At 74.8% G+C, this 13,928-nt stretch carries 10 protein-coding genes and 1 pseudogene; 8 read left to right on the top strand and 3 right to left on the bottom strand.

All coding sequences use genetic code 11. The annotated features are described in order from the left end of the window. The first annotated feature begins 24 nt into the window (after nucleotides 1-24). Complete coding sequence (locus tag ACH4F2_RS18550; protein WP_398133771.1) at nucleotides 25-525, top strand: hypothetical protein; 501 nt, start codon at nucleotides 25-27, stop codon at nucleotides 523-525. Nucleotides 526-566: 41 nt separating this feature from the next. Here the strand turns inward: ACH4F2_RS18550 and ACH4F2_RS18545 are convergent, their stop codons facing one another. After that, complete coding sequence (locus tag ACH4F2_RS18545) at nucleotides 567-1,265, bottom strand: pentapeptide repeat-containing protein (protein WP_398133770.1); 699 nt, start codon at nucleotides 1,263-1,265, stop codon at nucleotides 567-569. A 75-nt stretch (nucleotides 1,266-1,340) separates the two neighbouring features. Between ACH4F2_RS18545 and ACH4F2_RS18540 the strand changes: the two genes are divergently transcribed. From ACH4F2_RS18540 to ACH4F2_RS18525, 4 genes and pseudogenes are all read left to right on the top strand, one after another. Continuing rightward, complete coding sequence (locus ACH4F2_RS18540; RefSeq protein ID WP_398133918.1) at nucleotides 1,341-2,579, top strand: NAD(P)-binding protein; 1,239 nt, start codon at nucleotides 1,341-1,343, stop codon at nucleotides 2,577-2,579. A 76-nt stretch (nucleotides 2,580-2,655) separates the two neighbouring features. After that, nucleotides 2,656-2,955, top strand: a pseudogene (locus ACH4F2_RS18535) (zinc-binding dehydrogenase); the annotation flags it as partial. 78 nt (nucleotides 2,956-3,033) lie between these two features. Then, a complete protein-coding gene (locus tag ACH4F2_RS18530; protein ID WP_398133769.1) occupies nucleotides 3,034-4,536 on the top strand; it encodes an MFS transporter in 1,503 nt (500 codons plus the stop codon). Between the two features lie 135 nt (nucleotides 4,537-4,671). Next, complete coding sequence (locus tag ACH4F2_RS18525; protein ID WP_398133768.1) at nucleotides 4,672-5,553, top strand: aminoglycoside phosphotransferase family protein; 882 nt, start codon at nucleotides 4,672-4,674, stop codon at nucleotides 5,551-5,553. A gap of 36 nt (nucleotides 5,554-5,589) precedes the next feature. Here ACH4F2_RS18525 and ACH4F2_RS18520 read toward each other — a convergent pair whose 3' ends face one another. Beyond that, a complete protein-coding gene (locus ACH4F2_RS18520; protein ID WP_398133767.1) occupies nucleotides 5,590-8,889 on the bottom strand; it encodes an AAA family ATPase in 3,300 nt (1,099 codons plus the stop codon). A 399-nt stretch (nucleotides 8,890-9,288) separates the two neighbouring features. Here ACH4F2_RS18520 and ACH4F2_RS18515 point away from each other — a divergent pair, with 399 nt between their 5' ends. From ACH4F2_RS18515 to ACH4F2_RS18505, 3 genes are all read left to right on the top strand, one after another. Next, nucleotides 9,289-10,020 (top strand): LuxR C-terminal-related transcriptional regulator, encoded by a 732-nt coding sequence (locus tag ACH4F2_RS18515; protein WP_398133766.1) that lies wholly within the window; start codon nucleotides 9,289-9,291, stop codon nucleotides 10,018-10,020. A gap of 197 nt (nucleotides 10,021-10,217) precedes the next feature. Further along, nucleotides 10,218-10,895: a DUF4255 domain-containing protein gene (locus ACH4F2_RS18510; RefSeq protein WP_398133765.1), complete on the top strand. Its 678-nt coding sequence runs from the start codon at nucleotides 10,218-10,220 to the stop codon at nucleotides 10,893-10,895. Further along, the gene (locus ACH4F2_RS18505; protein WP_398133764.1) at nucleotides 10,892-12,970 is read left to right on the top strand and encodes an ATP-binding protein; all 2,079 of its coding nucleotides are present in this window, start codon (nucleotides 10,892-10,894) and stop codon (nucleotides 12,968-12,970) included. Before ACH4F2_RS18510 ends, ACH4F2_RS18505 begins: the two co-directional genes overlap by 4 nt. A gap of 154 nt (nucleotides 12,971-13,124) precedes the next feature. Here ACH4F2_RS18505 and ACH4F2_RS18500 read toward each other — a convergent pair. Further along, nucleotides 13,125-13,928 (bottom strand): RICIN domain-containing protein (locus ACH4F2_RS18500; RefSeq protein WP_398133763.1); only part of this gene is annotated, 804 nt, incomplete at its 5' end.

Raw genomic sequence — 13,928 nt, 5'->3', positions numbered from 1 at the left:
CACGGCCGTGACACCATCACCTGCGTGCTCGACATCGGCTACGCCCTCTCCACCCGCTTCCCCGACCCCCCGCAGACGGACTACCGCCGTGCGGACGTCCACGCGCTGCGGCACGACCTGTTCTGCGGGGACGTGTACCTCGCCGACACCAAGGCGGACCGGGAGATCTCCACAGCCTGGGGATGGGTGCCGGTGCTCGACTTCGCCTGGGCGCTGTGCGACATCGTGGAGCGCGTCGACCGGGACCCGGCGGGCTCCCGGGCCGCCCGGCCGCAGTGGGCGGAGCTGGACTTCACCGAGTCCGCCGACCGCCTGCTCTTCGAGCGCCGCTTCGGCTGGGTCGACATCGAGGCCGAGTGGCTGCCGGAGAGCGAGCCCCCGCTCTCCTTCTCCCACGCCGAACTGCGCCGGGAGGCCCGCGACTTCCTGCACGACCTGATCGCCGACCTCACCGACATGCACGACGACCTGGCGGACAACCCGGCGATCTGGACCCTCCAGGCCCGCTTCCCACGGGTCTCCTGAGCGCCACGGACCACCGCCCGGCCGCCACCCGGCCGCCGCCCCTACCCCGGCGCCACCACCCGCACCCCCAGCTCCGCCGCCAGCACCGGTGCCAGGTCCAGCAGCTGGGCCGGGCTGATCACCGCCCCCGACAGCCGGTCCACGCCCCGGGCCAGCTCCAGCGGTGCGGCACCGCGCAGATCGACGTCCGTGAGGGTCGCCGCGCTGAAGTCCGCCCCCTTCAGGGCGCAGTCCACGAACTCCACCCGCTCCAGGCGGGCGCCCCCGAAGTCCGGCTCGACCAGGACGCAACTCTCGAAGACGACGTCCTTGAGCCGGGCCCGGCGCAGATTCAGGTAGTCGATCTTGCCGCCGCGGATCAGCACCCGTTCCAGGACGGCGCCGTGCAGCTGGGTGCCGCCCAGGCGGGCGTCGACCAGCTCGACGTCGCGCAGGGTCGCCTCGGCGAGCCGCGTACCGACGCCCCGGACGCCGGTGAGGACGGAGTCGAGCAGCCGGGCCCGGGTCAGGGTGGCCTCGTCCAGCGCGCACCCCGTCAGGGCGCAGTCCATGAAGCGGGCGCCCGCGCCGTCCTGCCCGGCGAGGACCGTATCGCGGAACTCCAGCGCGTCGTAGTCCCCGTCCGGTTCCAGCCCACCGCCGTCGTACGGCTCCAGCGGCGGCAGCCGCAGCTCCGGGCGCCGCGCCGCCCGCACCCTCGTCGCACCCGTACCGCCGCCGCCCGTCGCTCTCCTCGCCATGCCCCCATGCTGCCCCCCGCCACTGACAACCGCCGCTGAGCTGCGCGTACGCCGTTCCTCCCGCCTTCATGTCACATTCGGTGCCGCGCCGGACGTCGTACTGGCGGACAGGCATCAGCCAGCCGACTGCGACCCCGAGGGAGACCCCCAGCCATGCAACGCATCACCGTCATCGGCGGCGGCTTCGCCGGACTCACCGCGGCCATCACCGCCGCCGAGGCGGGCGCCGAGGTCACCGTGCACGAGGCCCACCACACACTCGGCGGCAGGGCCCGGACCGCCGACGGGCCCTACCGGACCAACGACGGCCCGCACGCCCTCTACAACGGCGGTCCGCACTGGGCGTGGCTGCGACAGCGCGACCTGATCGGTCCCCTCGCGCCGCTCCCGCCCCTGGAGGGGGCCCGGCTGCGGCTGCGTCACAAGGGCGCGCTGCGCCGCACCCCGCCCTTCGCCATGCTCAAGCTGCTGCGCCGGGGTGCCGGACCGGCACCCGTCGACACCGACTTCCTGACCTGGGCGACCGGCATCGCGGGCGAGGAGGGCGCCCGGGCCGCCGCCCACTACTGCGCCGTCGCCCTCTTCCACCACGATCCCGGTTCGCTGTCCGCCGCCTTCGTGCAGGAACGCCTGCGCCGGGCCGCCAAACTGCCGCCCGAGGCGCACTACCCGCGCGGCGGCTGGTCCGGGGTGGTCGACCGGATGGCGGCCCTCGCGTGGAACCTCGGAGTCCGGGTGGAGACGCTCTCCCGCGTCGACGCGGTCCCGGCCGGCTCCCCGGTCGTCGTCGCCACCTCCCTGGACGCCGCCCGCCGCCTGCTGGGCGACCCCGCGCTGACCTGGCCGAGCGGGCGCACCACCCTGGTCGACCTGGCCGTACGCACCCGGCGCGGCGACGCCTTCGCGGTCTCCGACCTGGACGCGCCGGGCTGGATCGAGCGGTTCACGGCGCAGGACCGCACCCTGGCACCGGCGGGCGAGCAGCTGATCCAGGGACAGATCCCCATCGCGCCCGACGAGTCGAAGGCCGACGGCACCGCCCGTGCCGAGCAGCTGCTCGACCTCGGCTTCCCCTGCTGGCGCGAACGCCTCACCTGGCGGCGCGAGGCGGTCGCGAACGGCCGCACCGGCGCCGTGGACCTGCCCGGCACCACGTGGCGCGACCGGCCTGCCGTCGACCGCGGCGACGGCGTCTACCTCGCCGGTGACCAGGTCGCCGCGCCGGGCCTGCTGTCGGAGGTCTCCTTCAACAGCGCCCTGACGGCGGTCTCCCTGGCGCTCGGACGGCGGGAGCTTGACCTCAAGCGTGCTTGAGGTCGTTGAGCAGGACCCGCGGCCGGGCCCGGGCCAGGTCCGGATCGCCGTCCGCGCGGCGGGCGTCCGCCTCCTGGCCGTCGCCCTGCTCGGGCCCGGCGGCAGGCACCTCGTCCTCGGCTGGTCGGGCGAAGGGCTGCACGACGGTACGCCCTGCCTCGTGGACGGCGTCTCCCAGCAGGTACTCGGTCCGGTGATGACGGAGAAGGCCGGCGGCACCAACCCCGTACGCACCCTCGAACTGCGCGCCCTCGCCGAGGCCGCCGAGGGCCGGCTCACCCCGGCCGTGCACCGCTTCCCGCTCGCGAGGGCCGCCGCCGCGCACCGCGCGCTGGAGAACCGGGACACGACCGGGAAAGTGGTCCTGGAGCCGTGAGCGGCAGCGGGTGACAGTGAGTGACGGCAGCTCACGGAACGGGATGCGGTACGTCCCGTTTCATGGTCTTCTGGCCAGATGAGTGGCACCTGGACAGCTGAGCCGGCCGCGCCCGCGGCGGCCGATCCCCGCCGCTGGTGGGGGCTGATGGTGATCGCCCTTGCCCAGCTGATGGTCGTCCTCGACGCGACCATCGTGAACCTCGCGCTGCCCTCCGCGCAGCGCGACCTGGGCATGACCGACGCCAACCGCCAGTGGGTGATCACCGCCTACACCCTCGCCTTCGGCGGGCTGCTGCTGCTCGGCGGCCGGATCGCGGACCTGGTGGGACGCAGACGCACCTTCGTCGTCGGGCTGGTCGGCTTCGCCGCCGTCTCCGCGATCGGCGGTGCCGCCACCACCCCGGCGATGCTCTTCGGCGCCCGCGCCCTCCAAGGCGTGTTCGCCGCCGTCCTCGCGCCGTCCGCGCTGTCCCTGCTGGCGACGACCTTCACCGACCCGAAGGAGCGCGGGAAGGCCTTCGGCATCTACGGCACGCTGGCCGGCAGCGGCGCCGCCGTCGGTTTCGTCGTCGGCGGTGTGCTCACCGAGTACCTGAACTGGCGCTGGTGCCTGTACGTCAACATCCCCATCGCCGTCGCCGCCGTGACCGGCGCCCTGGTCCTGCTGCGCGACCGTCCCGCCCGCACCGGCGCCCGCCTCGACGTCCCCGGGGCGTTCCTCGGCTGCGGCGGCCTGGCCGCCCTCGTCTACGGTTTCGGCGAGGCGCAGCCGCGCGGCTGGACCGACCCGCTGGTCCTGGCGCTGTTCGCCGCGGGCGTCGCGCTCCTCGTGGTCTTCGTGTGGTGGCAGACCCGTGCCCCGAGCCCCCTGCTGCCGCTGCACGTCATCCGCGACCGCAACCGCGCCGGCTGCTTCCTGACGATGATGCTGGCCGTCATCGGCATGTTCGGGATGTTCCTGTTCATGACCTACTACCTCCAGACCATCCTCGGCTACTCCCCCGTGCGGACCGGCCTGGCGTTCCTGCCGATGACCGCCTCGATCCTCATCGGCTCCACCCAGGTCTCGGCCCGGCTGCTGCGCCACGTGGGCCCGCGCACGCTGATGGTCCCCGGCATGCTCCTCGCCTCCGGCGGCATGGTGATCCTCACCGGGATGACCGTGGACTCCGAGTACGTCTCCGACATCCTGCCCGCGCTGATCCTGATGGGCCTCGGTATGGGCCTGACCTTCATGCCGGTCTTCTCCACCGCCACCGCCGGCGTGGCCCCGCGGGACTCCGGCGTGACCTCGGCGACGGTCAACACCTCCCAGCAGGTGGGTGCCTCGATCGGCACGGCACTGCTCAACACCGTCGCCACCAGCACCGGCGCGTCCTACATCACCTCCCACCTCACCGGCCCGTCGCAGCGGGAGTCGGTCGTCCGGGAGGGCATCGTCCACGGCTACACGGTCGCGATCGGGCTGGCCGCCGGCATCATGCTGCTGGCGGGCCTGATCGCGGGTCTGATGGTGACCGCCAAGGCTCCCAAGCACAGCGCCCCGGCCGACCGGCCGGTGCCGGAACCGGTGGCCTGAGGGGCCCGCCACCGCGTGTTCCCGTCCGGTACCGCCGGTATCCTCGGTGCCGCCGGTGGTCCCGGTCCCGCCGCTCCCGCCGGTGGTCCGATATTCGCGTGACCGCTCGGCCGTGCCCCGGTAGCGTCGGCCGACGTGATCGACGTTCCGCACGCGCTCGCCGCCACGCAGGCGAAGTACAACGGAGAGGCGGGCCGCGCCTTCATCGCCGCGCTGCCCGCACTGGCCGCCGACTTCCTGGACCGCTGGGAGCTGCGCCTCGACGGGCCCTCCATGCACGGCTGGGCGGCCCTCGTACTGCCCGTCGTACGCCGCGACGGCACACCGGCCGTGCTGAAGCTCCAGATCGCCGACGAGGAGAGCGAGGGCGAGCCCGTCGCGCTGCGACTGTGGGACGGCGACGGCGCGGTACGGCTGCTCGACCACGACGCGGCCACCGGCACCATGCTCCTGGAGCGCCTGGACGCGGCCCGCATGCTCAGCCACGTCGAGGACTCCCGCGAGGCCGTCCTCGTCATCGCCCGGCTCCTCGCCCACCTCACCAGGGCCCCCGCGCCGCCCGGCGTCCGCCGCCTCGGCGACATCGCGCGGGGCATGCTGGAACGGACGCCGCGGGCCCTCGAACGCATCCCGGACCCCGGGGACCGCCGCCTGGTCGCCGACTGCGCGGCCGCCGTGCGCGAGGTCGCGGACGAGCCCGGTGACCGGCTGCTGCACTGGGACCTGCACTACGAGAACGTCCTCGCCTCGGGTCGCGCCCCCTGGCTCGCCATCGACCCCAAACCGCTGGCCGGCGACCCCGGTTTCGACCTGCTGCCGGCCCTCGACAACCGCTACGACCCGGACGAGACCCAGTGGCGTTTCGACGCCATGACCGGCGTCCTCGGCCTGGACCGCGAGCGGGCCCGCGCCTGGTCCCTCGGCCGCGTCCTGCAGAACTGCCTGTGGAACGTCGAGGACGGCAACCCGCTGGAGACCGAGCAGCTGGAGATCGGGCGGCTGCTGCGAGGGGCCTGAGCCGCGAAAGGCCTGAGCCGCGGACGGTGTGAGATGTCAGGATCCGCGGCAGTCCTGGACCGTGGGATGCGTTCCGCCGAGCCTGCCCCTGCCCAGCGCGCGGGCCAGCTCGGTCCTGCGGCGTATCCGCAGTTTCCGGTAGGTGCTGGTCAGGTGGGTCTCCACGGTGCGGCGGGCCAGGTGCAGCAGATCGGCGATCTCGGTGTTCGTCCGGCCGTCGGCCGCCAGTTCGGCGATACGGCGCTCGCTGCCGGTCAGCGCCTCGGAACCGGTCCTGGCCGTCGCCGGCCCCCGGGCGCCGCTCTCCCGCAGGGCCTGCCCGGCCAGGTCGAGCAGCCGCACGGCACCCTCGCGTTCGGCCAGCTCCGCCGCCTCGCGCAGGCAGTCGCGGGCGCGGCCGCGCTCACCGGCGGCGGTGAGCTGACGGCCCTGGTCGAGCAGTGCCGGGATCAGCTCCATGGCCGCGTCGGCGGGCGCGTCCCGCAGGGTGCGTACGGCCTCCCCGGCCAGTTCCAGGCCGCGCCGCCCACCGGTCGCGGTGCCGAGCACGCGCAGGGCGCGGCCCACCGTGCGCGGGGTGTTCCACACCCGGGCCAGCCGCAGTTCCTCCGTCGCCAGCGCCAGTGCCTCCCGGCTGCCGCCCAGCGCAAGCCGGCACTCCGCGATCGCCGACCGCCACGGGGTGACGACCGGGCTGACGACCTCGCGGGCGGTCTGGCGCCGTCCGCACTCCAGGAAGTCGTGGAGCGCGCCCGCCGGGTCGCCGGCGGCGGCCCGCTGCACGCCCCGCGCGTACAGGAAACGGTTCAGCTCCCAGGACTCCGGCGCCCGGCGCAGGTCGAAGGCGTCCGCGAGCCGCCCGGCCTCGGCGGTGCGGCCGGTGTGGACGAGGGCCAGCAGGGCGTGGGCGTCCCGGTTGGTGGGCCCGGTGCGGGACTGTGCCGGGCCCACCGCGCCGTCGGCGGCGAGCAGACGGGCGTGGTCTCCGCGGGCCGCGGCGATGTCGGCGCGGGTGTTGAGGAGCGCGTGGTGCATCGGGTGGAGCAGTGCGGGGTGCTGTCCGGCCAGGCCGCGCTCCACGAGCCGGTCGGCCTCGTCGAGTTCGTCGGCCCACTGGGCGACCGCGGCGGCCGTACCCAGCAGGAAGGGCTCGGCGAGCGGGTCGGTGGGCTGCGCCAGCAGGGCCCGTATCCGGGTCATCGCCTCCTCGGCCGAGATCAGCGCGGCCGTCGCCGCGTACCGCACGAGCAGGGCCTGGCCCGCGGTGCCCACCAGTTCCGGGGAGTGCTCACCGGTCTCGCACAGCCGCCGGTACACCTCCTGCCGGGTCGTCAGGTCCACGTCGGACAGCAGCGCGCCGGCGGTCTGCACGGTGCGGGACAGGCCCGGGTGGCCGGACAGCCGGCTCTCCGTGCGGCGCAGCACCTCCATGGCCGTACGGATCTCGCCCTGGCCGGCCAGGGCGGTGCCGAGGGCGACGGCCGTACGCACCCGGTCGCGGGGGTCGGCCGGCAGGTGCTGGGCCTCGGCGAGGCGCGCGATGGCCGCCGGGGTGTCGGCCGACGCGTACTCCAGGGAGCCCAGTTCGGTCAGCAGCCGCTGGCGGAGACCGTCCGGCAACGGCTCGTCCAGGACCCGGCGCAGATAGCCGACGGCGTCGTCGGGCCGGGCGTCGTGCACGGCGACCGTGACCGCGTCCCGCAGGACACGCAGCGCCCAGGGCAGGCCGACGGCCGGCGTCCGCAGCAGATGCCGGGCGACCGCCTCGACCCGGTCGCCCCGGCGCAGCATCGCCTCCGCCGCCGCCCGGTGCGCCGCCTCCCGGCGGGGCCGGGGCCAGCCGGCGAGCACGGCGTCGCGCAGCAGCGGATGCGCGTAGCGGGGGCGGCCTGCGGTGTCGGGGCGCAGCAGGCCCAGCCGGGTCATGGCGGCGAGCCACCCGGCGACCCGCGCGGGGTCGGCACCGGCCGCCTCGGCGAGCAGGTCGGCCGGGTCACCGGCCCCCGCACGGCCCCGGGATGCGGGTTGCGGGTAGTGGCCGCCCTCCACGTACGGGCCGCCCCCCGCGTACGGGCCACGCTCGGCGGGCTGACCGCCGCCCGCGTACCGGTCACCCTCCGCGTACTGACCACCGCCCGCGTACGGGCCACGCTCGACGTCCTGGCCGGCCCCCGCGTACCGGTCACCCTCCGTGTACTGACCACCGCCCGCGTACGGGCCACCCCCCACGTACGGGCCGCCCTCCGCGTCCTGGGCGGCCCCCGCGTACAGCTCGCGCCCGGCGGGCTGAGCGTCCTGGTGGTGGCGCCCCGCATACCCCGCCCACTGGTGGCGCCACACGTCTTGGGCACGCCGCGTGGACCGCGCACCCCGGCCGTCCGCAGCGGGCCCCGCGTCCTGGGCATACGGCCCGGGTACGAGGGCATGCCGGAACTCCCCGCGTCCCCTCAGGGGGTCCGCCGGGTCGTCCGCCGGGTCGCCGTCAGCGTCCTGCGGCCACGCCTGTTCCAGTGCCGCGAGGCACCGGGCCACGTCGGCCGTCGCGGGCCCGGCGCTGTTCAGCCACCAGGAGACGGCCGCCGGGTACGTCCCGGGGTACAGCGCTGCGCTGGTGGCGGGCAGGGGCGGGGCGCCGTCGGGCGCCGGACCGTCCTGCCCCGGGATGCCGCGCAGGTCGTCGAGCAGGGCGTGCAGCAGCAGCGGACTGCCGGCGCCGGCCCGGACGCACTGAGCCGTCCAGCGCGCTCCGGCCGTGGGGAAGACCGCCCGGACCAGCCCGGCCGCCGCCGCGTCACTGAGCGGGGCGAGGGTGTGGGTGCGCACGAGGGAGGGCGACAGGGCCTCGGTGAGTCCGGCGGGCCGCGGCGCGATGTCGTACTGGCTGCGCTCGGTGGCCACCAGCAGTACCGGTAATCGGTCGACGCGCCGGGCCGCCTCGACCAGCCAGCGCCGCGAGGCCTCGTCGGCCAGGTGGACGTCGTCCACGGCCACCAGCAGCGGCCCCTCGTCCGCGTACGAGCGCAGCAGCCGCCACAGCCGGGCCGCGCTGCCGCGGTCGTCGCCGCAGGGTGTCGGGTCCGTGAACTCCGGTACCGGGCCGAGGAGCTGGAGGACCGTGGCGAAGGGCACCCCGGTGTCCTCGGGCGAGCAGCGTGCGCTCAGCACCCGCAGCCCGCGGTCCGCGGCGTGCCGGGCGGCGGCCTCCAGTACGGCGGTGCGGCCGGTGCCGGTGGCCCCGCGCAGCAGGACGAGACCGCCGGTGCCGGTCCGGGCGCGCTCGGTCTCGGCCGCGAACAGCGCGTGGGCGTCGTCGCGTTCGCGGAGCGGTCCGGTCATCGGTGCCTCCTGTGGTGGATGATGCTCCCCCGATCTGTGAGACGTACGAATGCGGACCCGGGTGGTGTGAAGTGGCCCACGCGTGGCAAGAGTCTTTCCAGGGCCGGACGATGACCGTGACCGTGGCTAAGGCTGTGGCTGTGGCTGTGGCTGTGGCTGTGGCGAGGCTCACGGTGGTGCCCGCCCGGCGCCACGGGCTCGCGCGCCGTTGCCCAAGACCCTTCTGACCTGCTGAAATGCCCGAGCGGGAGCCCGTTCGTGGCGGTCTTCCCCTTGGTCTCGTGGTATGCCTCGTGGTGCTCCACGATTGCGCAGTCCCAGCCGTCACAGAAGTGTGGAACACGCTCATCCGCTACCGGCCTGCGCCGGATGGCGGGCTCGTGAACAGGGGGGAAACGGTTGCTCAACTCACCCCGGGCCACCACTGCATCCGCCATCGGCACCACCACATCCGCCACCGGCACCACCACGACAGCCATCGGACCCGGCACCGGCACGGCCTTCACCGTCACCGAGCGACGCGTCCCGGTGGCCGTGTCCGCTCCGGACCCGATCAGCCGCGAGGGCGCGGTCAGCCAGTTGCGACGGCACCCGGAGATCGACCTGCGCGAGGAGTCCGGCCCCGGCACCGTGGCCCTGCTCGTGGAGGACGCCCTCGACGAGGCGGCGCTCACCCGGCTGCGCCGGATCGTGCGCAGCGAGGGCGCGCGTGCCGTCCTCGTGGTCGGCGCGATCCGTGAGAGCGAACTGCTGGACGTCGTCGAGTGCGGCGTCGGCGCCATCGTCTGGCGCCACGAGGCCACCGCCCACCGGCTGGTGCAGGCGGTGCTCGCGGCCTCCCGCGGCGACGGCGACCTGCCCGCCGACCTGCTCGGGCGGCTCATCAGCCAGGTGGGGACGCTGCACCGGGGCGCGGCGGGCCGGCCCGGCGCCCCCTCACTGGGGCTCGCGCCCCGCGAGGTGGACGTCCTGCGTCTGGTCGCCGAGGGTCTCGACACCGGAGAGATCGCTGGCAAGCTGTCCTACTCCGAACGAACCGTCAAGAACGTCATGCACGGACTCACCACGCGGCTCCACCTGCGCAACCGCGCGCACGCAGTGGCCTATGCCCTTCGGGAAGGCTACATCTGACCGAAAGGGCATTCGAGAGCGCCCCCTCGGGAACCAACGGGCAAGGCGGCCTGCCCGGCCGCCGTCCCCGGCGCGCGTGCGGGCGGAACGCTGCCCGGGGCACGATCGGGGCACGATCGGCGACAGTCGACAGGTGACAGGCGGCGGCCGAAGGCGGGCCGGCGGTACGGCAGTGCGGGCAGGGCGGGAGCACGGGTGTGATCCACGAGGTGGACGAGGTCCTCAAGAGCCTCCTGGGCAGTGGGGCGTTGACGGGCTCGGGCATCGAAGTGGCCTTCGAGGCACCCACCCGTGACTGGGCCGCCCGGCGCAACGCCCCGGTGATCAACACGTACCTGTACGACATCCGGGAGGACGTGAGCCGGCGCCACCGCGGCCAGATGGCGGTGCGCGACGAGCGGGACGTCGTGGTCCGGCGCCGCCAGCCGCCGCGCTGGTTCCGGCTGTCGTACCTGGTGACGGCCTGGACGAAGACCCCGCAGGACGAACACCGGCTGCTGTCGGCCGTGCTGGCGACCCTGCTGCCCCGCGAGATCCTGGCGCCCGGTGAACTCCCCGGCTCGCTGGGAGCGCTGGGCCTGTCGGTGCCGCTGACCGTGGCCGGGATCCAGACGGAGTCCCGTTCACTCGCCGAGATCTGGTCCGCCCTGGGCGGCGAGCTGAAGCCGTCCCTGGACCTGGTGGTGACCGCGCCCTTCCCGGCCTTCCCGGAGTACGACGCCGGGCCGCCGGTCACCGAGGGTGCGACGGTCCGGCTGCGCGGGCTGGACGGCGACCCGCCGGAGACGGAAGGCCGCTCCCACCGGCCCCACCAGGTGGCGGCGGCCCGTGCCGCCCGCAAGGAAGCGGCGGACCGCCGTACGGACCAGCGGTGAACGCTCCCTCGGCACAGACGCCGGCCGCCGTCGACGCCCCCGCGCCCGGCCCCGACCCGTACGGCGATCCCGCCCAGGTGCTGATCGCCCGCCTCGCCGCTCTGCGGGAACAGGTGGCCGCGCTGGTCGGGCACCGCTCCGCCACCGATCCGACGGCCGACGACCCGCTGCGCGGCCTGTACCTGTCCGACGAGGCCGTACACCACCTGCTGCGCACGTGGCCGTCCGGCGACGCCCACGAGACCGCCGATGCCCTCGGCGCCCTCGACTCCGCTGCGCCGTACGGGTCCGCCGAGGGGCCGGCCGGCCCGGGTGACCGGCTGGCGTGGCTGGCCGGGCGGACGAGGCTCACCGAGCTGGACACCGCGCTCCTGCTCATCGCCCTCGCCCCCGACATCGACCGCACCTTCGAGCCGCTCTACGGCTACCTCAACGACGACGTGAGCCGCCGCCGCGCCACCGTGGGCCTCGCCCTCGACCTGTGCGGGGTGCCCGCGCACCTGGCGGCGGCCCGCGCCCGGTTCCACACGTCGGCACCGCTGCGCGCCCTCGGCCTGCTGGAGGTGGAGGAGCTCGACCGCCCCTTCCTCACCCGTTCGCTGCGTGTCCCGGACCGGCTGATCGGCCATCTGCTCGGTGATGACAGCCCCGACGCCGCCCTGCTCGACCTGTTGCGCCCGATGCCGGACCCGCTGCCCGGCGCGGACGCCGGCGCCGACGACTTCGCACGCCGTCTCGCCGCCCGGTTGCGCGGCGGCCCCCTCGCCGCCTACCTGCGCGAGCCGCGCGAGGGAGACGGCCTGGCCGTGCTCGCCTCCGTCCTGCACACCGCGGGCATCGACGCGCTGCGCTGCTCCGGGCCCGAGGAGCACGTCCCCGAGCTGCTGCGCGAGGCCCGCCTGTCCGGCCGGGCCGTCGTGGTGTCGGGTCTGCCCGAGAAGCCGGGCCCGCTGGTGCGGGCGCTGACCGCGGCGACGGACGTGACCGTGCTGCTCACCGACCCCCGCCCGTACGACCCGCACTGGTCCCCGGCCGACCCGCTGGTCCTGGACGCGCCGGGCCGCCGGGCCGGCGGTGCGGCCGCCTGGCGGGCCGTGCTGGGTCCGGACGCCGACAGGTTCGACCTGGCCGGCGCCGTCGCCCCCTACCGGCTCGGCGGCGACCGCATCCAGCGGGCCGCGCACGCCGCCAACGCCCTCGCCGCGTTCGACGGCACCCCGGTCACCGCCGCCCACGTCCGGCTCGCGGCCCGCCGGCAGTCGGCCTCCGGCCTGGAGAGCCATGCCCGGCGGATCCGGCCCGACGTGGACTGGGGGGACCTGGTCCTGCCCGAGAAGCCCCTCGTCCAGCTGCACGAACTCGCCCTGCGCGCCCGCCACCGCGACCGTGTCCTCGGCGACTGGCGGCTCAGCGCGGGCGGCGGACGCGGCCGGGGCGTCCTCGGCCTGTTCGCGGGCGAGTCGGGCACCGGCAAGACCCTGTCGGCGGAGGTGGTCGCGGCCGACCTGGGCCTCGACCTGTACGTGGTCCAGCTGTCGTCGGTCGTGGACAAGTACGTCGGCGAGACCGAGAAGAACCTCGAACGGATCTTCACGGAGGCCGACCGCACCGACGCCGTGCTGCTCTTCGACGAGGCCGACGCCGTCTTCGGCAAGCGTTCCGAGGTCAAGGACGCGCACGACAAGTACGCCAACATGGAGAGCGCCTACCTGCTCCAGCGCCTGGAGTCCTTCGACGGCATCGCCCTGCTCACCACCAACCTGCGGGCCAACATCGACGAGGCGTTCACCCGGCGCCTGGACCTGGTGGTCGACTTCCCGTTCCCGGACGCCGGTCAGCGGCTGGCGCTGTGGCGGCACGGCCTGTCGCACGTCCCGTCCGCCGACGGCATCGACCCGGCCCCGCTGGCCCGGGACTTCGAGCTGGCCGGCGGTTCGATCCGCAGCGCGGTGGTCACCGCCGCGTACCTCGCCGCCGGGCGCGGTGACCTGGTGACGGCGGACGACCTCCTGGAGGGCGCCCGCCGTGAGTACCGCAAGGCCGGGCGGCTGGTGCCGGGCGAGGCGGTCTGGTAGACGCCCGCCGTCGCTCCCCGGCCGGCAGGGCCGCCCCACGATCGTCACCGGAAACGGTGACGGCCCTTCGGTCACCGGCCCCGTGAGGCGGGGCCGGTGACCGAAGGGCCGGTGACCGAGGGGCCGGTGACCGAGGGGCCGGTGACCGAGGGGCTCAGGTCTGGTTCGACGGGAGGATCTGCCACTCCGCGTCGTCGGAGTTGGCGCAGTCGTAGAGCATCATCTTGGCATCGATGACGCGGACGCTTGATCCCGCGACGTCCAGGCACGCGTTGTTGCTGGCGAAGTTGCGGATCCAGTAGGCGCCGCTCTCCTGCTTGTCGACCCACCAGAGCTGGTTGTCGCCCTGCGTGCCGTCGCAGGTGAACTCGGTGACCGGCGTCCTGATGGGGTTCGCTCCGAGGCCGGGGAGGTCCATGCAGAGCTGGTCCTTGATGTTCCGGATCTGGAAGAGCGCCGCCCCGCCGGGTCCCGCCTCCGGGTACTTCACCTCCAGGTTCCAGAGCTGGTTGTCGGCATCGGTGGGATCGCAGATCGACTGCCACACCGGGCCGTCGATCTGCCCCTTCTCGTGCCCGGGAAGCTCGGCGCAGAACTCGGTGGTGGTGTTGCGCAGCAAGACCCTGCTGGCGGGCACCACGTCGGGCTCCTTGGCCGGTTCCTCGGTCTGCTTCTCACCACCGTCGCCACCGCCACCCTTCTCGCCACCGCCACCGCCACCGCCGCCGCCGCCGTCGTCCTTCGGTTCCTCGGAGGTCTGCTGCGGCGCGGGCTGCTGCAGGGGGGCCGACTCGCCCGCACTGGGCAGCTTCTCCCCGCCGGCGCTGGGGCTGGGTGCGAGCGCGGTGCCGGCCTGTTCGAGCTGCTCGGTGGCGCTGGTGCGGACCTGGGGCTTGTACGCGATCCAGATCATCACGAACGCGAGGGTCAGTGCCAGGGCGATACCGAGGAACGTGGC

This window comes from Streptomyces sp. NPDC017890 (assembly GCF_044328675.1).
In the GTDB taxonomy this organism is placed as follows: domain Bacteria; phylum Actinomycetota; class Actinomycetes; order Streptomycetales; family Streptomycetaceae; genus Streptomyces.
Note: the sequence above shows the minus strand (reverse complement) of the source record. Positions and strands in the feature narration are given on the sequence as shown.

Excerpts from the sequence above, each read along its gene's own strand:
- ACH4F2_RS18545 (WP_398133770.1), bottom strand. The coding sequence starts at position 1,265 with ATGGCGAGGAGAGCGACGGGCGGCGGCGGTACGGGTGCGACGAGGGTG.
- ACH4F2_RS18530 (WP_398133769.1), top strand. The coding sequence starts at position 3,034 with ATGAGTGGCACCTGGACAGCTGAGCCGGCCGCGCCCGCGGCGGCCGAT.
- ACH4F2_RS18520 (WP_398133767.1), bottom strand. The coding sequence starts at position 8,889 with ATGACCGGACCGCTCCGCGAACGCGACGACGCCCACGCGCTGTTCGCG.